This is a genomic window from Bradyrhizobium sp. UFLA05-153 (assembly GCF_054185185.1).
This window is the reverse complement of record NZ_JBBIAM010000152.1, coordinates 1-21,046: the sequence shown is the minus strand read 5'-3', so window position 1 is coordinate 21,046 and position 21,046 is coordinate 1. Positions and strand designations below refer to the sequence as shown.

General features: G+C 63.1%; 22 protein-coding genes. 13 read left to right on the top strand and 9 right to left on the bottom strand.

Features of this window, described 5'->3' with window-relative positions; translation table 11 throughout:
* Positions 1 to 635 precede the first annotated feature (635 nt).
* The 3 genes from Q2941_RS45225 to Q2941_RS45215 are packed head-to-tail and all read left to right on the top strand — an operon-like array spanning position 636 to position 1,596.
* Positions 636 to 1,031 carry a hypothetical protein gene (locus Q2941_RS45225; RefSeq protein WP_027522665.1) on the top strand — a complete coding sequence of 132 codons (396 nt, stop codon included), beginning with the start codon at positions 636 to 638 and terminating at the stop codon, positions 1,029 to 1,031.
* The gene (locus Q2941_RS45220) at positions 1,028 to 1,222 is read left to right on the top strand and encodes a hypothetical protein (protein ID WP_035662105.1); all 195 of its coding nucleotides are present in this window, start codon (positions 1,028 to 1,030) and stop codon (positions 1,220 to 1,222) included. Before Q2941_RS45225 ends, Q2941_RS45220 begins: the two co-directional genes overlap by 4 nt.
* Positions 1,219 to 1,596, top strand: a complete 378-nt coding sequence (locus tag Q2941_RS45215) for a hypothetical protein (protein ID WP_254112539.1) — start codon at positions 1,219 to 1,221, stop codon at positions 1,594 to 1,596. The genes Q2941_RS45220 and Q2941_RS45215 overlap by 4 nt, the downstream gene beginning before the upstream one ends.
* 193 nt (positions 1,597 to 1,789) lie before the next feature.
* Here Q2941_RS45215 and Q2941_RS45210 read toward each other — a convergent pair whose 3' ends face one another.
* The gene (locus Q2941_RS45210) at positions 1,790 to 3,988 is read right to left on the bottom strand and encodes a lytic transglycosylase domain-containing protein (RefSeq protein ID WP_254112538.1); all 2,199 of its coding nucleotides are present in this window, start codon (positions 3,986 to 3,988) and stop codon (positions 1,790 to 1,792) included.
* Positions 3,989 to 4,339: 351 nt separating this feature from the next.
* Between Q2941_RS45210 and Q2941_RS45205 the strand changes: the two genes are divergently transcribed.
* The 4 genes from Q2941_RS45205 (at position 4,340) to Q2941_RS45190 (ending at position 7,090) form a co-directional block, all read left to right on the top strand.
* Positions 4,340 to 6,076 (top strand): adenylate/guanylate cyclase domain-containing protein, encoded by a 1,737-nt coding sequence (locus tag Q2941_RS45205; RefSeq protein ID WP_027522668.1) that lies wholly within the window; start codon positions 4,340 to 4,342, stop codon positions 6,074 to 6,076.
* Positions 6,077 to 6,166: 90 nt separating this feature from the next.
* A complete protein-coding gene (locus Q2941_RS45200; RefSeq protein WP_027522669.1) occupies positions 6,167 to 6,358 on the top strand; it encodes a transcription initiation factor IIE subunit alpha family protein in 192 nt (63 codons plus the stop codon).
* 196 nt (positions 6,359 to 6,554) lie between these two features.
* On the top strand, positions 6,555 to 6,731 hold the full coding sequence (locus Q2941_RS45195; RefSeq protein ID WP_198031739.1) for a hypothetical protein: 177 nt from the start codon (positions 6,555 to 6,557) through the stop codon (positions 6,729 to 6,731).
* A gap of 146 nt (positions 6,732 to 6,877) precedes the next feature.
* Positions 6,878 to 7,090, top strand: coding sequence for a hypothetical protein (locus Q2941_RS45190; protein WP_027522670.1), 213 nt, complete (start codon positions 6,878 to 6,880; stop codon positions 7,088 to 7,090).
* 50 nt (positions 7,091 to 7,140) lie between these two features.
* Here Q2941_RS45190 and Q2941_RS45185 read toward each other — a convergent pair whose 3' ends face one another.
* From Q2941_RS45185 to Q2941_RS45170, 4 genes are all read right to left on the bottom strand, one after another.
* On the bottom strand, positions 7,141 to 8,379 hold the full coding sequence (locus Q2941_RS45185; RefSeq protein WP_458196643.1) for an RNA polymerase sigma factor: 1,239 nt from the start codon (positions 8,377 to 8,379) through the stop codon (positions 7,141 to 7,143).
* Entirely contained in the window at positions 8,376 to 8,720 is a 345-nt protein-coding gene (locus tag Q2941_RS45180; protein WP_027522672.1) for a YciI family protein, read from the bottom strand. Before Q2941_RS45180 ends, Q2941_RS45185 begins: the two co-directional genes overlap by 4 nt.
* Before the next feature lie 22 nt (positions 8,721 to 8,742).
* Positions 8,743 to 8,985: a hypothetical protein gene (locus Q2941_RS45175; RefSeq protein ID WP_254112535.1), complete on the bottom strand. Its 243-nt coding sequence runs from the start codon at positions 8,983 to 8,985 to the stop codon at positions 8,743 to 8,745.
* A 290-nt stretch (positions 8,986 to 9,275) separates the two neighbouring features.
* Complete coding sequence (locus Q2941_RS45170; protein WP_458196642.1) at positions 9,276 to 10,529, bottom strand: DUF418 domain-containing protein; 1,254 nt, start codon at positions 10,527 to 10,529, stop codon at positions 9,276 to 9,278.
* 356 nt (positions 10,530 to 10,885) lie between these two features.
* Between Q2941_RS45170 and ilvD the strand changes: the two genes are divergently transcribed.
* Positions 10,886 to 12,610, top strand: coding sequence for a dihydroxy-acid dehydratase (gene ilvD / locus Q2941_RS45165; RefSeq protein ID WP_458196641.1), 1,725 nt, complete (start codon positions 10,886 to 10,888; stop codon positions 12,608 to 12,610).
* Positions 12,597 to 13,424 carry a tetratricopeptide repeat protein gene (locus Q2941_RS45160; protein ID WP_027522676.1) on the top strand — a complete coding sequence of 276 codons (828 nt, stop codon included), beginning with the start codon at positions 12,597 to 12,599 and terminating at the stop codon, positions 13,422 to 13,424. Before ilvD ends, Q2941_RS45160 begins: the two co-directional genes overlap by 14 nt.
* Positions 13,425 to 13,433: 9 nt before the next feature.
* On the opposite strand, the gene xth is transcribed toward Q2941_RS45160, so the two are convergent.
* Complete coding sequence (xth, locus tag Q2941_RS45155) at positions 13,434 to 14,231, bottom strand: exodeoxyribonuclease III (RefSeq protein ID WP_035662109.1); 798 nt, start codon at positions 14,229 to 14,231, stop codon at positions 13,434 to 13,436.
* 147 nt (positions 14,232 to 14,378) lie between these two features.
* Between xth and Q2941_RS45150 the strand changes: the two genes are divergently transcribed.
* Entirely contained in the window at positions 14,379 to 16,697 is a 2,319-nt protein-coding gene (locus tag Q2941_RS45150; protein WP_458196640.1) for a hybrid sensor histidine kinase/response regulator, read from the top strand.
* A 210-nt stretch (positions 16,698 to 16,907) separates the two neighbouring features.
* Here the strand turns inward: Q2941_RS45150 and Q2941_RS45145 are convergent, their stop codons facing one another.
* The gene (locus Q2941_RS45145) at positions 16,908 to 17,147 is read right to left on the bottom strand and encodes a hypothetical protein (protein WP_027522679.1); all 240 of its coding nucleotides are present in this window, start codon (positions 17,145 to 17,147) and stop codon (positions 16,908 to 16,910) included.
* A gap of 238 nt (positions 17,148 to 17,385) precedes the next feature.
* Here Q2941_RS45145 and Q2941_RS45140 point away from each other — a divergent pair, with 238 nt between their 5' ends.
* The 3 genes from Q2941_RS45140 (at position 17,386) to Q2941_RS45130 (ending at position 18,648) form a co-directional block, all read left to right on the top strand.
* Positions 17,386 to 17,745, top strand: coding sequence for a hypothetical protein (locus Q2941_RS45140; protein WP_254112530.1), 360 nt, complete (start codon positions 17,386 to 17,388; stop codon positions 17,743 to 17,745).
* 291 nt (positions 17,746 to 18,036) lie between these two features.
* Positions 18,037 to 18,222 carry a carboxymuconolactone decarboxylase family protein gene (locus Q2941_RS45135; RefSeq protein WP_458196638.1) on the top strand — a complete coding sequence of 62 codons (186 nt, stop codon included), beginning with the start codon at positions 18,037 to 18,039 and terminating at the stop codon, positions 18,220 to 18,222.
* Between the two features lie 48 nt (positions 18,223 to 18,270).
* A complete protein-coding gene (locus Q2941_RS45130) occupies positions 18,271 to 18,648 on the top strand; it encodes a RidA family protein (RefSeq protein WP_458196637.1) in 378 nt (125 codons plus the stop codon).
* Between the two features lie 141 nt (positions 18,649 to 18,789).
* Here the strand turns inward: Q2941_RS45130 and Q2941_RS45125 are convergent, their stop codons facing one another.
* Positions 18,790 to 19,692, bottom strand: coding sequence for a hypothetical protein (locus Q2941_RS45125; protein WP_458196636.1), 903 nt, complete (start codon positions 19,690 to 19,692; stop codon positions 18,790 to 18,792).
* A gap of 35 nt (positions 19,693 to 19,727) precedes the next feature.
* Complete coding sequence (locus Q2941_RS45120) at positions 19,728 to 20,369, bottom strand: hypothetical protein (RefSeq protein ID WP_458196635.1); 642 nt, start codon at positions 20,367 to 20,369, stop codon at positions 19,728 to 19,730.
* Between the last annotated feature and the right edge of the window lie 677 nt (positions 20,370 to 21,046).

The window sequence follows — 21,046 nt, the reverse complement described above, 5'->3', positions numbered from 1 at the left end:
GTATAGCTCGCCCATCCCTAGTCATGTCGGTCATTTACCTCCGTACAATTGAGAACGTTGTGGCTGACGGACTAGCCTCATGACCGATCGGGAAAGGTCGATAGTGCTGCTGCTGGCGGCGATCGCGAACGAACCGGATCTCAAGCGTACGGTTCGAGCGGTCTCACCGACAGACGCAGGACGAAAGACCAAGCCGCTGCGTTACCCGGGATGTCGGCATGAGAGTGAAGCTCTGCGACCGTTGCGCGTACGTTCCGCAGGATCTGGTGACCCATTGCGACACCTGCGCCGCGCTTCATCCGTGTGCGGGCTGCGACGGCGAAACGGCGATTTCCGCGATCCAGCGCACGTGAAATTCGAAGAAAGAGAACGGATAACGGAACGAGGGAGAGAACGATGTGCGACAAGTCCGAACAGTTAGAGCGCCGTCCTTCAGACCAGAGCTGTGCCGTTTGCAGCAGGCAGTTTGGCTTGATCCGATACTATTCCTGGCGAACGGCGGTCTGCTCCAAGAAGTGTCTCGATCGTTTCCGTGCGCGCAGCGAACGCGACCGCCGCTGGCTGTTTCGAGCTCGGGTGGCGTGAGGCAGCCGGAGAGGTTGGCCGTTCAGCAATTGTGATCCCGGAGGCTGCGTGTGAACCCGTCGTGCAAGCTCCTCTTATCGGGCGTTCTCCTCCTTGGCCTCACAGCGGCGGTCCAGGCGCAGGAGGTTGGGCAAGGTGCTGCCCATCGCCAGCATCCTCCTCAGGATCAGGCTCTGCACGAAAAGTTCTATTCGACCTGGCACATGCCGGATAACCCGGCGCTCAGCTGCTGCAACAGCGCGGACTGCTACCCGACCGAGATCAGGTACGAAGACGGCAAGCTTTATGCGCGCCGCAGGGAAGACGGCAAATACATCCCGGTCCCTGCCCAGAAGGTGGAGCGGCACAGGGACAACCCGGATGGCCGCAACCATCTTTGCGCGCCGCCTCCCGCGCTTTCTCCGCTGGATACCGTCTACTGCTTCGCATTGGGAGGTGCCACATGAGGTTCGCCTTCGTCTTGGTGAACGACAGGACTCCGTTCCGGCAAACCTGGTGCTTGCAGTGCCTGGAGCGCATCGGCGGAAGCTATCTGCGCGAGATCGGGACGCGTCTGCCCTATTGCGACTATGAATGCTACGCGCTGTTCCGTGAGGCCGGGGCGGAGCGGCAGGAGCGCGCGAGGGCGGCGTCATGAAGTTCGTGGTGGTCAATCACGAGCCGCCGTCGCGCGAGGCTGCGTGCAGCACCTGCTCGCAGCCGCTCCAACCCGGCTATATCCGGCACGCGCGGACGCAACGCCGTTACTGTGACCATGATTGCTACCGCCGAAACGAGCTCGCGACGCTGATGATGGAGTGGTCGATGCCCGGCCTTACCGGGACGCGGGCCACCGAGAACATCGCGACCGTCGCCAGCCGCGCCATCGAAGTCCTCTCGGTCTTGGGTGCGGTATCGTGCTGGAGCTCCACGATACAGATGTGGACGTTCTCGCGAGCATTGACCGACGCATTTTTGGGAGTTCACGACCTGATGGCGACGGAAGGAGGTGATAGCGAGCCGCGCGATTGAGCCCACGCAATCGAGCCCGCGTAGGGCCGCAGTCACCAGACCTGAGAGGCGCCTCGTCCAGCCCCGGAGGCGTCGACCAGCGAGGGTGGGTTAGCAGATGGCGTACCAACCACGCCCCCTCCACATCGTGGTGGGCTACGCTTCGCTAACCCACCCACGGCTCCAAGGGGCACTTCGAGAGTCAATCCGTCTGTCAATCCGCGCCCGTGAAGCTCGCAGGCGTTGCCGTTGCAGGCCTTGCGCGGACCTCTTGCGTCACCACGCGCCCGTCGGACTTCGCCGCCACCGCGCCCGCGTCCTCGAACCGCGCGCGGTAGACCAGCACGTTCTCCATCACACGCTGGACGTAGTTGCGCGTCTCCGATAGCGGAATTCGCTCGACCCAGTCGACCGGATCGATCTTGGGGTCGCGGGGATCGCCGTGGGCCTGCACCCAGTCCCTGACCCGGCCGCGGCCGGCATTGTATCCGGCGAAGGTCATGATCTGGTTGCCGCGATATTCCGACAGCAGCGCGCTGAGCTCGGCCGCACCCATCTGGGTGTTGTAGACGGGATCGGAGACCATGCGATCCCAGTCGTAGGTGACGCCGAACCGTTTTGCGGTGTCGCGCCCGGCCTCCGGTGTGACCTGCATCAGCCCGACCGCGTTGGCAGCCGACTTGTCGCGCTGGTCGAAGGCGCTCTCGGTCCGCGCCACCGAATAGATCACGCTCGTCTCGATCTCGGGCGCGACCTGCTTGTGCGGGGGAATGCCGATCGTCGGGAAGGCGTAGTGGTCGAGCGCGAGCCCGCGGGCGAGCGCCAGCTTGCCGATCTCCAGCATTGCGTGAGCGTCATTGCGCCGGCCCGTGAGCTCGCCGAGCGCTTCGAGCGCGGCAACGTCGGTGCTCTCTCCGGCAAAATCGGCGACGAAGGAGAACGCGACGTCGCGCTCGCCGACCTCGTAGAGCATGTCGGCTGCACGCACGCGCTCATCCGAGGGCTGTGCCGCGTCGGAGGCGAGCACGGGCGAGGGTGCGCGCAGATCGATGCGCTCGAGACCGAGCCTTGCGCGTGCGAGCTGGCCGTAATAGGCGGTCGAATAGCGGGCAGCAGCCTGGTAGCTCCGAAGCGCGTCGGAGGCTGCTCCCAGGGCTTCCGCTGCACGGCCGCGCCAGTAGTGCCCCCGCGACAGCGCGATCGGATTGACGGAGCCTTCGTCAATCGCGGCAAAATGCATCAGCGCCATCTTGGGATCGTCGAGATAGCGCAGCGCAATCCAGCCGCACATGAAGTGATAGTCGACGCGGTAGACCTCCATCGCCGGAACGGCGGCCGTGCGCACCACGTCGTAGGCCATCCTGAACTTGCCCTGGTCGAGCAGCTTGCGCGCCAAGAGCCGGCGCTCGCGCCACCAGGCGTCGGTGTCCTGGAGCGCCATGGTGTCGGGAGAGGCAGCAAGGATGACCTGCGCCGCATCGTCGATACGGTCCTTCAGGAGGAGCCATTGCGCGCGGCACAGCGTGTAGCCGAGATCGCGGCGCGCATCGGCCGGCACGTCCTCCAGATAGTCCTTGGCCTTGTTCTCCTTGCCGCTGACCGCGGCGCAGGCCTTCACGATCGCAAGCTCATCGCTGCCGAGACGCTTTGCGGCGCGCCGTGCCGCGCCGTATTCCCTGGCGCCGAGCCGCTTGTCCATGCGGGCGCGATGATCATTCGCGGTCAAAAGCTCGCCGAAGACTTCGTAGACGTCGCTCTCTGTGCGCTCGGACAGTTCCTCCGCGCGCCAGGCGTCACGCACGAGCCTTGTGGCTGCGTCGCGATTGCCCTCGGCCAGCAGCACGCGCGCGAGCGCGAACTTTCCCTTGGGGCTCTGCGGCCGGTCACCGGTGAACTTGTGCACGGTGGCCGGATCGCTCTTCTCCTGCCAGAGCCGCGCCTCGGCGCGGCGGCGGAACGAGGCGATGCTCGGCCAGTTGGGATTGGCGGCAATGAACGCGACGTAGCGGTTGAAGTCGGCGGTCGTCTCTGAGTGCCGCAGGATGAACCACTCGGCGAGCTTTTGTCCGGCGGGATCGGCGATCCGGTTCCTGGCCGCGGTGGCGTCATCGGTCTTGGCCTTGCGCGCCAGATCGATCGCGTCCTTCAGCGCGGCGATGTCGCCGGTCAGCGGCGGCCTCGAGGGCTTCTCTGACGGTTCCTCGTCCTGCGTCTTCGATTTCCGTTTCGCCTCGGCATGCTTGCTGTGCCGATGCTTGCCGGCCGCAGCGCTGCGCTGCTTGCCGGCCTTCGCCTCATGCGTCTTCTTCGGACTGGATTGCTTGTTATGGCTTTTCGCCGCCGCCTCCGTCGAGAAGAGCGCGAGTGCAGCCATGGTGAGGAAACACGCAAGCGAGCGTAGGCACTGGTTCATTCCATGGTCCCCCTGCGAAACCATCAGTACAAACCAAGATCCGCGACGTGATGCGGGCTTGAGCGACTCAAACGATAGCACGGCCTCGTTTGATCGATGTCACGCTCAGGCAACATTGCGGCAAAAATGCCGCCGAAATCGAACCGGAAGGCTTTTGCAACTCACGCTCCGTAGGACACCGGGCGCTCCGTGAAACCGTAAATGCGCGTTAACCTTTGACGGGCCCTGCGCCGGCAGCTGTCGTGAAAAACCTGCGAAGCAGTCTTTCAGGCCAGATTGCGCGTGTTTCAGGTAACGGTTCCGGTGTATGGAGGTCAAAAGGTTCCTCAAGCCAAAGTGCCCAAGCTCGCCATGCCGATTTTCAACCAGTCGATCAGGCGCAAGATCGTCGGCATCGCCCTCGGGCTGATCGTGCTGATGGTGGTCACCTCGATCCTGTCGATGGTGATGTCGAGTCGGGTCGGGCACCTGCTCGACGAGCTGACGGGCCGGTACATTCCTGCCTATGGCGATCTGGCGCGCGCCAATGTCCGCTCGCTGGAGCGGGCACTGGCATTGCGGCGCATGGTGATCGCCAAGATGCAGACGCCGCCGGATGAGGAGGGGTTTGCAACCCGCTTGCGCGAGTATCGGGAGTCGGACACGCAGGTCGTCCAGGAGGCGGACACCGCGCGAAAGCTGATCAATGCGATCATCGAGGATGAGAGCACGCCGTCGGACAACGCGGCGCTCGGCCGCATCGACGCCAGGATCGAGAGTGCCGTCAACGAGCTACGCCGCGAGCTTTCCGAGGCTGACGCAAAGCTCTTGAAGCAGCTCGATGCCAAGGATTTCGCGGCGGCGCGCGATACCATGGCCCATGTCGATGCGCTGCGCGATCTCTTCACGCAGCGGATTGATGCGATCCGCGCCGACATGCTGGCGCAGGTGTTTGTCAGCACCTCGCAAGTGATCCGTCACCAGCGGCAGGCGATCGTGATCTCGGGCGTCGTGACTGCGCTTGCGGCGATCGTCGGGCTTGCCTTTGCGCTGCTGGTCTCGAGCGGCATCACGCGTCCGGTGCGGCTGTTGCTCGCCGGCACGCGCGAGGTCGAGGCGGGCCGCTTCGATCATACGATCAGCGTCTCGACGCAGGACGAGATCGGCGAGCTCGCCGCCGCCTTCAACCGCATGATCGAGCAGCTGCGCCGCAACGAGCGCATCCGCGAGACCTTTGGCCGCTACATCGATCCGAAGGTGGTGCAGGGACTGATCGACCGGCCGGAGGTCGCCGTCGACGGCCAGCGGCGGGTGATGACCATCATGTTCTGCGACATGAGCGGCTTCACCTCGATGAGCGAGGGCATGACGCCGCGCGGTCTCGTCAAGGTCATGAATCACTATTTCACGGTCATGTCGGAACCCATTCGGGCCAACCGAGGGGTCATCGACAAATATATCGGCGACGCCATCATGTCCTATTGGGGCCCGCCCTTCATCGAGGAGGCCGAGCAGGCGCAGCTCGCCTGCCATGCCGCGCTCGACATGGCCGACCAGGTGCCGGCGCTTCAGAAACAGCTCCCCGATCTCCTCGGCATCCGCGCCATGCCCGCTCCTTGCGACCTCAGGATCGGGATCGCCACTGGCGAGGTCCTGACCGGCAGCATCGGCTCGGAGCTGATGATGAGTTTTACCGTGATGGGCGATGCGGTGAACCTCGCCTCGCGGCTGGAGGCGGCGAACAAATTTTATGGCACCCGCATCCTGATTTCGCAGACGACGGCCGCTGCACTCGGCGCGAGCCTCGAGTTGCGCGAGATCGACCGCCTTGCGGTCGTGGGCCAGAGCCTGCCGCAGCCCGTGTTCGAGGTGATGGGCAAGGCCGGCGCGCTCCCACGGGAGCAGATGAGCCTGCGGGCGCACTATGCCGAAGGGCTTGCGGCATACCGCGCTGGCCGCTGGGACGAGGCCCGGAACGCCTTCAACGCGGCGCTGGAGAGCGTTCCCGGCGATGGTCCGTCGCGCACACTGCTCACCCGCGTCGACCGGCTCCAGGCCGATCCACCCGCCGCCGATTGGGACGGCGCCTGGCGGATGGAGCATAAATGATCCAAACGCGTTGCTTCGAATGAGTTGAGCCGGTCCAGTTCCGCCTCAAGGTGTGCTATGAGTGCGCCCGTAATTTTACGGGGGTGATGCATGAAGAAGGGCGATGTGATCTGTCCGCATTGCAAAGCGGGCTTTCGGCGGCTTGAGCTCGCGACGGAGCCGCCAACGACCGGGGAGTACCGCTGCCCCGCCTGCGACGAGGTCGTGGAGAAGTTCGACGGTCTCGCCTTCGTGGCCTACCGTTTGACGATCCAGCCCTCGATGAAGGGTATCCGCGCGTAAGGTCACGTCCTTCGGCCGCAACCATTCGTGCCGGTGCAGCGCGTCAACATCCCAAAGATGCAGAAAACCCAAAGCGCTGCCCCGGCGAGACCGCGCCGGGTAAAAAATTGATTTGGTCAGATAACGATGTTGGCGGTGACTTATTTCGCGAGCTTACCCTGATCGTTCTTCGAAGGCGTTTTACGGGGACACGCCGATGACGGAACTTCAGGACAGGCTGGAACGGTTTGAGACGCTCACCGCCGAGTGCGAGCTGATCGCCAAGCTGGCGACCGACAGCGCAAAGCGCGAATTCTATCTCAAGCTCGCGGATCACTATTACGAGCTGGCGGCCGAGGCGCGGCGGGCGATTGCGCCCAAAGCCGCGGCGTGACGCGGGCCGAAAGCCGTTCTTAACACTTGGCGCGCATCCTCTTGGGATGTGAGGGCAGATCGCGTGCCGCGATTCCCCACAGATGGGAATGCTGGAGGCTGTTGCCGTGCAGCGGCTCCAGGAACTGTCGCTTTGCAGGTCATCCCATGCGGGTTGTTGTAATCATTTTGCTTTCACTCATGACGGCGGCCTGCGAGCCGGAGCAGGACATCACCGGTTCGACCGCCGCTTGCCCGCTGCGCAACTACAGCTCCTACAATGCACGCGACATGAATCAATGTGTCGCCGCCTGCAAATCCTGCGACCACGGCACGACGGTGACCTGCACCACCTCGTGCACCCTAAAGGGCGCGCGCTGAGGGGGCGTCGCGTCCTCACCGATCGGGCAGCACGGGCTCCGCATGCGAGATCATTGAAGCTTGGCGGACAACTCGCCTAATCGCTGGATGAGCCATTGCCGCTCCGCCGGTGGGGGATCGAGCGCAAGGACCACCTGGTACTCGGCACGGGCCTCGTCTGCTCGTCCAGTTCGCGCCAACAGGTCGGCGCGCACTGCGTGGTAAGGGCCGAATTGCGCGAGACCCTTGTCGTCCAGCGTGTCGAGCTCTGCGAGCGCGACATCTGCTCCATCGAGCTCGGCGACGGCAACGACCCGATTCAGGCGAACGATGGCATCATCTCGAACCCTGAGAAGCTGATCATAGACGTCCCGTACGCAGCCCCACGGTGCCGGCTCGGACAGGTTCGCGCGTGTGCACCAACACGCCTGTAGCTTTGCCTGGAGCGTGCGCGCGCTTTCAGGCGCAAGGCGAGCCGCCTGCACCAGGAACGCATCGGCGGCGGCGATCAATTCGCGGCTCCACAGCGCAGGGTCCTGCAAGGATAGCGGGACCATCATTCCACGCGCATCGGTCCGTGCCGGACGACGGGCCTCGGCATAGTGGAGCAGCGCTGCCAGTGCGTGCGCCTCACCTTCGTCGGGCATGAGATCGACCAGCATGGTCGACAGGTGCAGCATCTCGGCCGCAAAGCCCGCGTGTCGCGTCAGTCCGGCCGCGTCCTCATGGGCTTTGGAGTAGGCGACTTCGAGCGTCGACAACATCGCTTCCAGCCGCTCGGACCAGTATTCCGGCGCCGGCAATTCGAATGGAACGGCGGCATCGGCGATCTTGCGCTTCGCCCGCACCAGGCGTTGAGCGAGCGTTGCCTCGTCGATCAGGAACGCGCGCGAAATTTCGCTCACGGTCAGCCCGCAAATGAGACGGAGCGTCAAGGCCGCTCGCGCGTCCGGAGCGACGGCAGGGTGGCAGCAAATGAAGATCAGCCGTAGTCGCTCGTCCGGGATGACGTGGCGATCGTCGATCATGACTTCCTCCGCGGTCGGATCGGGTGGCGGCGGATCCGGGACGAACTGCCGGCGCGTCCGTTGCCGGCGAAGCATGTCCACCGCCACCCGCGAGGCGACCCGATAAAGCCACGCCGCGGGGTCGTCCGGCACGCCGGTTTCTTGCCAGGCGCTGAGGGCGCGTACGCAGCTTTCGGAGAAGGCGTCCTCGGCCAGCGACAGATCGCGGAACCGTGCGACGAGCGCGGCCGTGATACGCCCGCTCGCCGCCCGAAAGACGCGTTCGATGGCTGATCCGTTCACGGCTGAAGTAGCGGCCGGATTTCGATCGCGCCGTCCTGGAGCACCGGCACCTTCTTGGCGATCGCGATCGCTTCGTCCAAATCGGCCGCCTCGATCAGGTAGAAGCCGCCGAGCTGCTCCCTGGCTTCTGCAAACGGTCCGTCGTGTACGGTCTTCTTCCCTGCGCTAGTGCGGATGGTTGTGGCCGAAGGCGTGCTCTTCAGGCCAGCTCCTCCCAATCGCCTCGCGCCGAGCTCCTGGGCAAACGCCATGTGCTTGCCCACGATCTCCTCGATCTTCGATCCGGATTTGTCGGGACCGTAGAAGGCTTCGTCCTCATAGATTAACAGCGCATACTTCATCTCTCGCTCCTCTCGCGCAAGGTTACATCGGCATGCCGCGTCGCGCGACATCGGGTTGGAGACGCCCGGCCGTCAGACGGATCGACATCGAGCAAAAGATTTTTTCGGGGGAGGTGAGGTTGGCGTCCGCCGGTGCGTCGTCGTCACGGATTCCACAATCGATGCAACGCGCGAACGTTGTGATCCCCGACGCAAGGCCGTCCTGGCTCTGAGCGACGCATGGCGTCGTCAACGCAATCCATGCCCGCGCGACGAAATACAGCAACTGAATGAGTGCCTTACCGGTTCGACGGCAACTCATGGCCCGCTCCATTCTTCACTGAGCGAGCCCCCGTGGCTCGCCTGAAAGAGAGACGTGCTGCCGCGACAGATATCGACACGCGGGACAAAAAAATCGCAGCCCGGATATGAGCGGAGGCGATTTGCTCGGCGATTTCGGCGCCGTGGTCCAGATGAACCGAGGGAGACGCCGCGAAGCGCAGCCCGATAACGGGCGTCACGACACCCAGGGTGACCCCGGACGTCGCCTCGCACATGCGCGCGACGGTCTAGAAATTATCCGGTGAACTGCAAGTCTTGCTTCCCGAACGCCGGCGCCCGGCCATACATCATTGCTCGCCACAGCCATTCGATCGGACCGTAGGCAAAATGCGTAAGCCAGAGCCGGCTGACCACCACCTGTGCGGCGTAGATCGTCACGACGAGAAGCAGGCCGGCCGCCGAGCCGAGCCTGCCGAACAACCCGAGGCCGTAGCCGTAGAAGATCAGGCCGAGCACGACGGACTGTACGATGTAGTTTGTGAAGGCCATGCGTCCGACCGGCTCGGCGAAGCGGAGCAGCTTTGCGCCGGTTGATGTCTGTTCGGCAGCGATCACCAGGGCGGCGTATCCCGACGCCAAAACCATCTGGCTGGCCAAAGCCGCAGACGGGTGCGTGTGCCGCGCCAACACCAGGCCGCCTGCGACGGCCGCGAAGCCCGCGATCGCCAGCAGGTTTCGGCGTCGTCCGGCCACCTCAGTGAACAGCCCGCTTCGCCAACAGAGAATGCCCGTCAGGAAGAGGCCGACCGTGCGCGGAAACACGTAAAGATGCAGCGGCAGAAAGGCCGGGAGTTCCTGCACGCGCAGCGCCAGCACCTCCGCAAAGCTCCCGTTCGCGTAAGTCTGGTTCGCTGCGTTCACGAGCGCCACCAGCACGTACCGATTGGGAAAGCTGATGAGGGGCGGCAGCATCGGTTGCAGCACATAGAAGATCAGGAAGACCGCCGCCGCGACCACGACCATCCAACGCGGCGCGAACAGGAACGGCAGCACGACGAGGCCTGCCAGTGCGTATTCGGTGAGGATGTCGCCGTTCCAGATCAGGACCAGGTGGATCACGCCGAACAGCAGCAGCGCGAGCAGCCGCCGGACGAGGAGGCGCGTCCGTCGCGCAGAGGTGCCGAGCCGGTCGAACTGGATGGCGAGGCCCACGCCGAACAGGAACGAGAACAGTGCGAACGCCTTCAGGTCGATGAACAGCGCGAGCGCCGCGTCGATGACGCCGTTCAGCGTTGGGTCCGGGCTTGAGGGGAGAAGCTGCCGGAATATCGAGACGCGAAACTCGGTCTCGAGGTTGATCGCCAGCACGCCGAACAGTGCCAGCCCGCGCAACGCGTCGATCGCGCCCAGTCGATGCGAGGGATCCGTCGGCGCGTTCGCCATTGTGAGGTCGGTTGCGGATTCCACGGCGACGTTGATGAGGCCAGCGGCAATGGCGAAACGCGCCGCGAGAACGAGAAGGCTTGTCCTGCTCCAATCATCCGTCATGAGTTGCGACTCAGCCAGAGGAATATTCGTGGTGGCGGCGAGGTTGGATGCGCGCGAGTCCCTGCAATATCTGAGGTTGTGAGGTGATATCCCAGGACGGTATCAGGGTAGCTTCAGTCGTGTCCCATGAGCCACGATTGTGCTGTCTGCGCAACACTCCTTCCGGATTAAACCATCATTGCAGCCCGTTCTCATCAGCGCCGCTTTTTGGCCACACCCCTCCATGAATAAAATCTCCATAAGTTTTTCAGGGGCTGCGACGCTCGCGACGGCGAAGGAAAAATCCCAGGGTTCATTCAAATCTTGGGTGTCGTTTTCCGGGTCTGACAAGGGTTGTCCGAGGAAACTGGTTTGCGATGGACGCCAAGACGAACATCAAGCAGAGACTGCCGAGCCGTCACGTGACGGAAGGCCCTGCACGCGCGCCCCATCGCTCGTATTTTTACGCCATGGGTCTGACCACCGAGCAGATCCACCAGCCCTTCGTCGGCGTCGCCTCCTGCTGGAACGAAGCCGCTCCTTGCAACATCGCCTTGATGCGCCAGGCGCAGGCGGTGAAGAAGGGCGTGGCGTCGGCCGGCGGCACCCCACGTGAATTCTGCACCATCACCGTCACCGACGGTATCGCCATGGGTCATGACGGCATGCGCTCCTCGCTGCCGTCGCGCGAATGCATCGCCGACTCCGTCGAGCTGACAGTGCGCGGCCACGCCTATGACGCCCTCGTCGGCCTTGCCGGCTGCGACAAATCGCTGCCGGGCATGATGATGGCGATGGTCCGTCTCAACGTGCCCTCGATCTTCATCTATGGCGGCTCGATCCTGCCCGGCAACTTCCGCGGGCAGCAGGTTACCGTTCAGGACATGTTCGAGGCCGTCGGCAAGCACTCGGTCGGCGCCATGTCGGACGAGGACCTCGACGAGATCGAGCGCGTGGCATGCCCCTCGGCGGGCGCCTGCGGCGCACAGTTTACCGCCAACACCATGGCGACAGTCTCGGAAGCCATTGGGCTTGCGCTGCCGTACTCGGCCGGCGCTCCTGCGCCCTATGAGATCCGCGACGCCTTCTGCACGACCGCGGGCGAGAAGGTGATGGGCCTGATCGCTGACAACATCCGGCCGCGCGACATCGTCACGCTGAAATCCCTGGAGAATGCCGCCGCTGTGGTCGCGGCTTCTGGCGGCTCGACCAATGCTGCGCTGCACCTGCCGGCGATCGCGCACGAGGCCGGCATTAAGTTTGACTTATTCGACGTCGCCGAAATCTTCAAAAAAACACCTTATGTCGCGGATTTGAAGCCCGGCGGCCGTTATGTCGCCAAAGACATGTTTGAAGTTGGTGGCATCCCGCTTCTGATGAAGACGCTGCTCGACAACGGCTTCCTGCACGGTGATTGCCTCACTGTGACGGGCCGGACGATCGCCGAAAATCTCAAGAGCGTGAAATGGAATCCGCACCAGGACGTGGTGCACCCGGCGGACAAGCCGATCACCGTCACGGGCGGAGTGGTTGGTCTGAAGGGCAATTTGGCGCCAGAAGGTGCGATCGTGAAAGTCGCGGGAATGTCCAACCTCAGGTTTACCGGTCCGGCGCGCTGCTTCGACCGGGAGGAGGACGCTTTCGACGCGGTCCAGAAGCGCACCTACAAAGAAGGCGAAGTCATCGTGATCCGCTACGAGGGCCCGAAGGGTGGCCCCGGCATGCGGGAAATGCTCCAGACCACGGCGGCGCTGACCGGGCAGGGCATGGGCGGCAAGATCGCGCTCATCACCGACGGCCGGTTCTCGGGCGCCACCCGCGGGTTCTGCATCGGCCATGTCGGGCCTGAGGCGGCGATCGGCGGACCGATCGGGCTGCTCGAGGACGGCGACATCATCGAGATCGACGCAGTCGCCGGCACTCTTAACGTAAAATTGAGCGACGATGAGCTGGCTCAACGCAGGACCAAATGGCGTTCCCGCGCGACTAACCATACGTCGGGTGCGCTGTGGAAATATGCTCAGCAGGTAGGACCAGCGATCGGTGGGGCAGTGACCCATCCGGGCGGCGCGCACGAGAAACAGTGCTATGCGGACATCTAGGCGTACCATAGTTGCGTTTGTGTTGGGGGCTTCCGCGCTGGCCGCGCCGGCGCTCGCCTTCGACGGTGCGCCGGTGAATCCGCAGGATGCAGCCATCCCGGTGGTCTCGCCGGCGCCGGGTAGCGCCGCAGCGCTGCGCAAGGGTTTGCCGCCGGCTGCAACCAATCCCGATGCTTCCTTTACCGCGCTGCAATACGCCGCCGAGGGCGGCCACCCCATCGCGCAGTGGAAACTCGGGCGGATGTACGCCAATGGCGAGGGCGTTGCGCAGGATGATTTGCGCGCCTTCGACTATTTCAACCGGCTCGTGAACGCGCATGCGACCGACAGTCCGTCGCTGCCCCAGGCGCCGATGGTGGCGAACGCCTTCGTTGCGCTCGGCCGCTATTATCTCAACGGCATCCCGAACTCGAAGGTGAAGGCGGATCCGGAGCGGGCGCGCGAGCTGTTCTCCTATGCGGCAGCCTATTTCGGCAACGCCGATGCGCAGTACGATCTCGCCCGGCTATATCTGAAGTCGCCGGACGCCTCGCGCGATGCCTTCACGCAAGGCGCGCGCTGGCTGGGCCTCGCCGCACAGAAGGGCCAGCACGAGGCGCAGGCGCTGCTCGGGCAAATGCTGTTCAACGGCGATCGCCTGCCGCGGCAGGCCGCGCGCGGCCTGATGTGGCTGACGCTGGCGCGTGACAGCGCGGGTCCAGACGAGACCTGGATCAAGGAAAGCTACAACCGCGCCATCGCCAAGGCCTCCGATGACGACCGGGCGATGTGCCTGCAAATGCTTGAGCAGTGGGTGCAGGGCCGCCGGGAATAATCGGCAGCCTTACGCCGCCTCGAGATCCAGATCCGCCCACACCGGCACGTGGTCCGACGGCTTCTCCCAGCCGCGCACATAACTGTCGATCCCGACATTGGCGAGCCTGTCACTCGCCTGCGGCGACATCAGGAGATGGTCGATCCGCAAGCCCTGGTTCTTCTGCCAGGCGCCGGCCTGGTAGTCCCAGAAGGTGTACAGCCCGGGCTCGTCGGTCACCGCCCGCAGCGCATCAGTGAGCCCGAGGCCGAGCAGGGACTGGAAGCTCTCGCGCGTCTCGGCCTTGAACAGGGCATCTTCGGTCCAGGCCGCGGGATTGTGGACGTCGCGAGCGGCGGGGATCACGTTGAAGTCGCCGGCGAGGATCAGTGGCTCCTCGGCCTTGAGACGCTCCTTCGAATACTCAAGAAGCCGCGACATCCACTTGAGCTTATAGGGATATTTCTCGGTCCCGACCGGATTGCCATTGGGCAGATAGAGGCAGGCGATCCGCATGACACCCTGCTTCAGCGTTACCACGCCCTCGAGAAAGCGGGCGTGCGCGTCCTCATCGTCGCCGGCAAGCCCCGACTTGGTCTCGTCGAACTTGAGTTTCGAAAGCAGCGCCACGCCGTTGAACGTCTTCTGCCCGTGGGTGACGACGTTGTAGCCGAGCGCCTCGATCTCCAGTCGCGGGAATGCCTCGTCGACGCATTTGATCTCCTGGAGGCAGACGATGTCGGGCGAGCACTCCTTCAGCCAGGTCATCAGATGCTCGATCCGCTGCCGGACCGAGTTCACGTTCCAGGTGGCGATGCGGATCGTCATGCAGGGGTACTCCAGGCTGGGGCACCGTTAGAACAAACTGCAAACACTGCCGTCAAGGACGGCCGGTCGGGAAGCACAAAATCTCCCAAGAAATTAACCCGGCTTAAGCGGGAGCTCTGCCATTCATGCCGGAAAAGGTCCTGACGGATGGGATGGCCCGGCAACTCCCCAGATACCACTGAGCCGCGCAACGGCCTGATCGGCGCGTTCCTCTATTGGCTCGGCGGCTTCGAGATCGAGGACGGCCTGACGGCCGATCTCAGCGAGCGCGAGATGCGTCGGATCCGGGCCAAGCAGGTCGATGCGGTCACGCAGCTAATTCCGGTGACCATGGCAGTGAACATGCTCACGGTCGCGATCGTGCTGATCCTGTTCTGGGGCAGGGGCTGGAACGTGTTCCTCGTCGTCTGGGGAACAACGATCACGGCCGCCGCCGAACTGGCGTTGCGCGCGTGGCGGCGCTCTCGCGTTCATCCGCCGCAGGAGGCCTCACCGCGCGCCACGCGGCAGATCATGCGGCAGGCTTTTTTCCTCGCGTTGATATGGGGCACGCTGCCGCTTGCGCTGTTCAGCCAGGTCGGGCCGACCAGCCAGCTGATCCTGGCCTGCCTGATGGTCGGGATGATCGCGGGCGGCGCCTTCACGCTCTCGACCTTCCCGCGCGCGGGCCTGGTCTATCTCGCCACCATCACGCTCGCCTGCGCCGGAGCGCTGCTGTTATGCGGCAGCGGGCCGTATCTGGTGACCGCGGTGTTCCTACTGCTGTTCGCGTTCTTCATGGCGCGCAACATCGTCTCGCAGGGCAATCTGTTCCTCGGCAATCTCAAGGCGCAGCTCGCGCTCGAACGGCAGACCGAGATCATCTCGCTCTTGCTGAAGGAGTTTCAGGAGAACGCCAGCGACTGGCTGTGGCAGACCGATGCGGAAGGGCATCTCGTGCACGTGCCCGAGCGCTTCGCTGCGGTCGCGCAGATGCCGTTGCCGCTGCTGCAAGGCGCGCATTTCGCCGACGTGCTCGACATGCTCTGTCCTGAGGACATGAGCACCGCCTACAACATCATCGGCCTGATGGAGCAGAGCGAGCCGCTGCACGAGATCAGCATCAAGGTCGTTGCCGGCGGCGAGGCGCGGCTGTGGTCGCTGACGGCAAAGCCGTCATACGATCGCGACGGCCAGTTCCTCGGCTATCGCGGCTTCGGCCGCGACGTCACCGAGCGCTGGCGCGCGGAAAAGGCCGAGGCCGAAAACCGGGCGAAATCGAATTTCCTCGCCGTGATGAGCCACGAGATACGCACGCCCATGAACGGTGTGCTTGGGCTTGCGAGCATGCTGCTCGAGACCTCGCTCGATCCGGAGCAGCGCGAGGCCGTCACCACGATCCGCGAGTCCGGCGACAATCTCCAGCGGATCCTCAACGACATCCTCGACCTCTCCAAGCTGGAGGCCGGCCGCTTCGAGTTCGAGGCAATCGATTTCTCGCCGCAGGCGCTGGTCGAGACGGTTGCGACAATCGTGCGCGCCAGTGCCAAGGCCAAGGGCCTGACGGTGAAAGTCGTGCTCGATCCGAACCTGCCGCCGGCGCTGCGCGGCGACGTCGCGCGGATCAGGCAGGTGCTGCTCAATCTCGCTTCCAACGCGGTGAAGTTCACCGATGCCGGCGAGGTGACGATATCAGCCACCTGCCAGGCTCGGCGCGACCTGCTCGCAACCGTCGAGTGGACCGTAACCGACTGCGGCATCGGCATCGCGCCCGAGAAGGTCGGTCAGCTCTTCGCCGATTTCGCGCAGGCCGACGCTTCGATCAGCCGGCGCTTCGGCGGCACGGGACTTGGGCTCGCGATCTCCCGGCGCATCATCGAGCAGATGGGCGGCACGATCGGCGTCAATTCGGCGCCGGGTGAGGGATCCACCTTCCGCTTTACGCTGGTACTGCCCTGGAGCCAGGCGCTGGTGTCCGACCAAGAGGCTGATCGCAACGAGGCCGACGAGCTCAAGGCCCGCATCGCGGCACTCGATCGGCCCCTGAAGGTGCTGGTGGCGGAGGATGACGCCGTCAACCGCATAGTCGTGAGCAAGATGCTCGGCGAATTCGACGTTGACTTGCGCGTCGTGACCGATGGCGTCGAGGCGGTCGAGGCCGCCGCGGACGGTGAGTATGACGTCGTGCTGATGGACGTGCGTATGCCCGAGATGGACGGCCTTGCCGCGACGAGGGCGATCCGCGCGCCGGGTGGTCGCTTCGCGCTGCTGCCGGTCATTGCGCTGACCGCCAACGCCTTCCCGGAAGACGTCAAGATCTGCCGTGAGGCGGGGATGTCGGACTTTTTGGCAAAGCCGCTGCGCAAGCCTGCGCTGGTCGCGGCGCTGCTGCGTGCGCTGGATCAAATGGCCTCGAATGACGCATCGCTGCAGCCGGAGCAGGGGCCGGCCGAATGGATCGAGAAGACGAGCGCTGCCGACGCCTAAGGTCTGTGCATTCGCCGTGGTGTCATGGTTTCGGAGCACGGCAGTCTTGCCTGTAACTCGACCACGACGCCGCAAGCGCTTCGATCCGACGGCGATGCGCGCCTACTCCGTTTCCTCTAACTTCACACTCCGCGTCCAGCGCGCAGGCTGAGGCAAGAGTCGGCTGATCCGCTTCGTCTCTTGTCTATGAGATCGCCGGGTCACGTCACTCTATGCCTGGCCCTTGATCTCATAGTGACCCGGTACGCATTTGTAGCGTTCGATTCGCCAATTCGAGTGATAAAGCGGATGTTCCCCCATCCACTTCGCAAGCGGCGCCTGCGCCCCTTTCATGCATTCCTGAAACGTGATGTCGGGCGTCATGCTGCTGTCGGTCACGATCTCCTCGACGCAACTGCCCGCGGCGGGGCCACCAAGATGGCAGAGAACTGCAACGACGGTCACGAACATGCATCGCATCCCTTCCGGTTTCGCCGGGCCGGCTAGCGTGCACGATTGCCGCTCCGGCCCTTCAATGGCGGGGGCGATCTTACTGAGGGCTATCGACGCGTCATCATACTTTGGTCCTGATCGTACTTTGGTCCTGATGCGTATCCGTAGTCGTTCGGACTACGCTTCGTTGCGCAGGATCAATTCAGGCTGGTCCTGCCCGGACAGAGTACCGGCTCTATCTGCATTGGAGACGCGTATGGCTGGAAATGGCTTGATGCCGATGACCGACCGACGTGCGGCTCATCGGAGTGCGACTGACACAATCGTCTATCTGATCGTCGACAGCGTAGCGGGACCGCCCGGCCGCGCGCGGAGGAAACTTGAGGTCGAACGAACCGATCTCGAAACCATCATCGTCAGTCTCGTCGACGGTCATTTCAACGATCCTATCCGCATCATTGCCTTCGACCCGAATGCTCACTGGTCGAAGGACGTCTCGCGGGAGCTCGCGGAAGAAATCCAGACGCGATGCGACATCGAGGCCATGCCGGTTCCAGAGCACATCCAGGACTTCGTCCGAATCCACCGGGCGGCCCTTGCAGCGGATGCTCTTTGATCGCGGGCCAGCGTACGGCGGCCGTCATATTCTTGGCGGTCGGATTGTCGAGCCCCTCGACCTCATTCAGGCATCGACGATCCAACGCGCCCATGCCTGCGCGCCAATAGGCGGCGAGGGTATGCAATACCGAAAATCGCGCGCCGCGGCCGATGAAGATGGGCACTATTGCCTCGCCGTGGCGCTGTGAGGTCGCCACCCGTCGCTCCATCCAATCACCGGTACTGCGACAGCGCGCGAATTCATGGCGAGCGCACTCGAAGTGCTGAACGGCCTGCGGCCATCGTTTCGATGCAACGGCTCTTCGCTAAGCACGACAGCGACGGTCATTCGCGTCGGCATAGCCGCGCGACTCTACGAGGAATTACGAAAAAATTTACCGATAAAGAGATCGTCGATCTCACCATGCTCATTGGCATGATCAATCTTTGGAATCGGCTCGCCATCGGCATGCGCTACGTGCATGATGCAGGCTGATGTGCGTCTCGCCTCGCGGCAGCCACCGGACAGTGCAGGAGAACTCGTTTGCCAAGGCAGAACATATCGTCCGGTTACGCCTTTGAAGACGCGTACGGCTACTCACGAGCCGTCCGCGTTGGAAATCAAGTCTTTGTATCTGGTACAACGGCGCGTCCGCCGGAACTAGGCGGCGATGCCTATATGCAAGCGAAAGCCGCGCTGGCGACAATAGCCAATGCACTAGCCAAGACCGGTGCCGGGATGCAGCATGTTGTTCGTACAGTGGTGTACGTTATCGACATGGCTGACACCCAACATATTGTCCGCGCCCATTCGGAAGCCTTCGATCAAATTCGCCCGGCAAGCACGCTCGTTCAGGTCGCTGGTCTCACGCCGGCTTCCGCACGGGTCGAGATCGAGGCAACGGCGATCATCTGCGACTGACAACGGTGGTTACGATGAAACTGTAGTTCGGCGATCCGTTCGACGAGTTGGTTGGAGACGGCTGAGGAGTAGCGTGACGAAGAAACTTGAAGGCGCGCCGATCGAAATGCCTTACCAGATCGTAGCGCTCATGCGGCGCCGTTACAGTTTTCCATAGACTCGCGCGGCGACCGCCTTCAGGCGCTCGACCGAGCCGGACTCCGGATGTGGCTTGACCGGCGCGAACAGGATCGAAGCCTGCCTGCCGTTCTTCCAGACATAGATGTTGACGGCGTTGCCGTTGCCCTTGGTGCAGGAATGCTCGCCGAACGCTTCACTGCCGAGCTCTGGTATCGCCACGTGTTTGCACGGGGCCGCGCGCTTCATCATGCTGATGACGGTGTCGCGCGAGATCGCGATCACCGCGACGACCATGGTGTTGGCTTCGCGATCGAACATCATGCAGCTGCCCGCGCCGGTCCGCTGGACCATCAGCGTGCTCTTGTCGAGAAAGCCGTCGGCATCCGCTTCAGTGAGCCATTCGCAATCGCCGAACCGCTCGCTGGTCTTGCTCACCTTACCGATGGCAACGCGCGCGACTTGGGTGAGCGGTCCGAGCAGCGCCTCGTCGGCACGCCGGCCGGTCGGATAGACGCTGATCTGCAGAATGTAATCGCCGGACAAGGCGACGACCGAGGTCTCCTGGCGCTGCGCGCCGGCGGCGGTCGTTCCGCCCTGGCCTTCGTCGCCGATCCCGGACACGGCACTAAGCGGCATGCGCTCGCCAAGCGTCTTGACGAAGGTCGCGTACAATTCCTTGGTGCGGTCCTTGTCGGGATTGCGGAACACGGTCAGCATCATCGTGTCGCCGCGTCCGCCCTGGTAGATGCAGCCGCGGCCGTCCTGTTTTGAAATCAGCGACCATTTGAGCGCCGGCATCGCGCCGGCGAGCTCCTGGTCGCTGATGAACGGGCAGGTTTCGGCAGCGAGCGCGGGAAGCACCGGGACGGCTGCGATTCCAAGGAATAGAACGAGGCAAGAGAACAGACGATCGATAATGCGCATTGGATAATTTACTACCGCGGCAGAATCGGATCCCACTACCGGTGGAGATTTGGATTGCGAACATGAGGCTGACTGCCGTAGTGCCGGTACCATTCAACGACGCGGTCTGCGAGCTCGTCGTAAGGCCCGTCTTCGACAACAGGATACTCCGGATCGGAGAGTTGATCGAGGATGCCTTTGGTGGCTGCTAAGATGTCAGCCGGATAAACGCCGGCGTCGAGGAGATGTAATTTTAGGTAGCCGAGAAGAATTTCAAAACCGGCGTCCCAGTTGATATTGCCGTTGTCGCGGCCCTCGCGACGTAGTTTTTCAACCGCGCGGAGCAGTTCGCCCTCAACCGTGTCAGCTTGGCCCTCGGACGGCACCTTGGTCTTCCAAATGACCTTTGCCTCGTCAAAATAACGCATGCCTTGAACATCCGTCTCGATCCCGGGAGCTACTGCCGGAGTCAGTTGCCACTTGTCGCCGATCGGGCCCCGCCGACAGCCGTCTGCATTGCAGTGGCGTGTTGTCGGAGCAGGGCTAATGCTGTTGGCGACATTGCCGCTGATGTAGACGCCGGTCCGTTTGTAGACTGAAGCGACCGCCGCCGACTGCGGCGCTCTCGGCAGGTCTGCGCCTATCGCGCCACCAGCGTAAGGGCCGACAAGTAAGATTGCAGCAGAAAGCTTGCGCATCGCTTAATGGCGTACCTGTTGTTTCTGATAATCCAATACGCCTGAAGCCTCGATAGCCATATGATGCTTGGTCCTTTGATTGAACTCCTTGGTCGCCGCCGAGCCGATGTTGGTTCAGCCGGCCCGTCAGGCGCGCTCGTAGTCCTCGATGATTAGGGCGAGGAAATCGAACATGCGGCAATCGCTTCGCCGGGGAAAACCCATCCAGCAAGATCTGGAGCAACTCAGGATCTTTCGATTGGGGCGGAAGCCACTACCATCGCCGGGAACGAAGTCACGCAAAGCCAGCAACAGAAGGAAGCGAACGTGAGGCTTCGGCCGGCACGTTATTCTTGACGATGTTTATCGTCAGCAACCGTCCTCAACGGTTCATCAAGACCAGGAGGACAATCTCGTAGGATACTCGCAATTTCGTCAGCTCGTGCTGCAGCGGCCATCACCGTTCGCGCACCCACGGATCGGATGGGAGATGGGATTACGCTGACAGTGCATTTAACTGAGGCTTCCGAGATCGAATGCACTGAAGATCATCTAGCCGGCCTTCGCTAGCAAGAAGGCGGTGGAGCTAAAGTGAGTTCGCAATCATCGATTCACTTTAGGCCACGAGGAGGCGAAGATGATGTACGGCGGGATTGATCTGCATTCCAACAACAGCGTTGTCGCTGTTATCGACGATG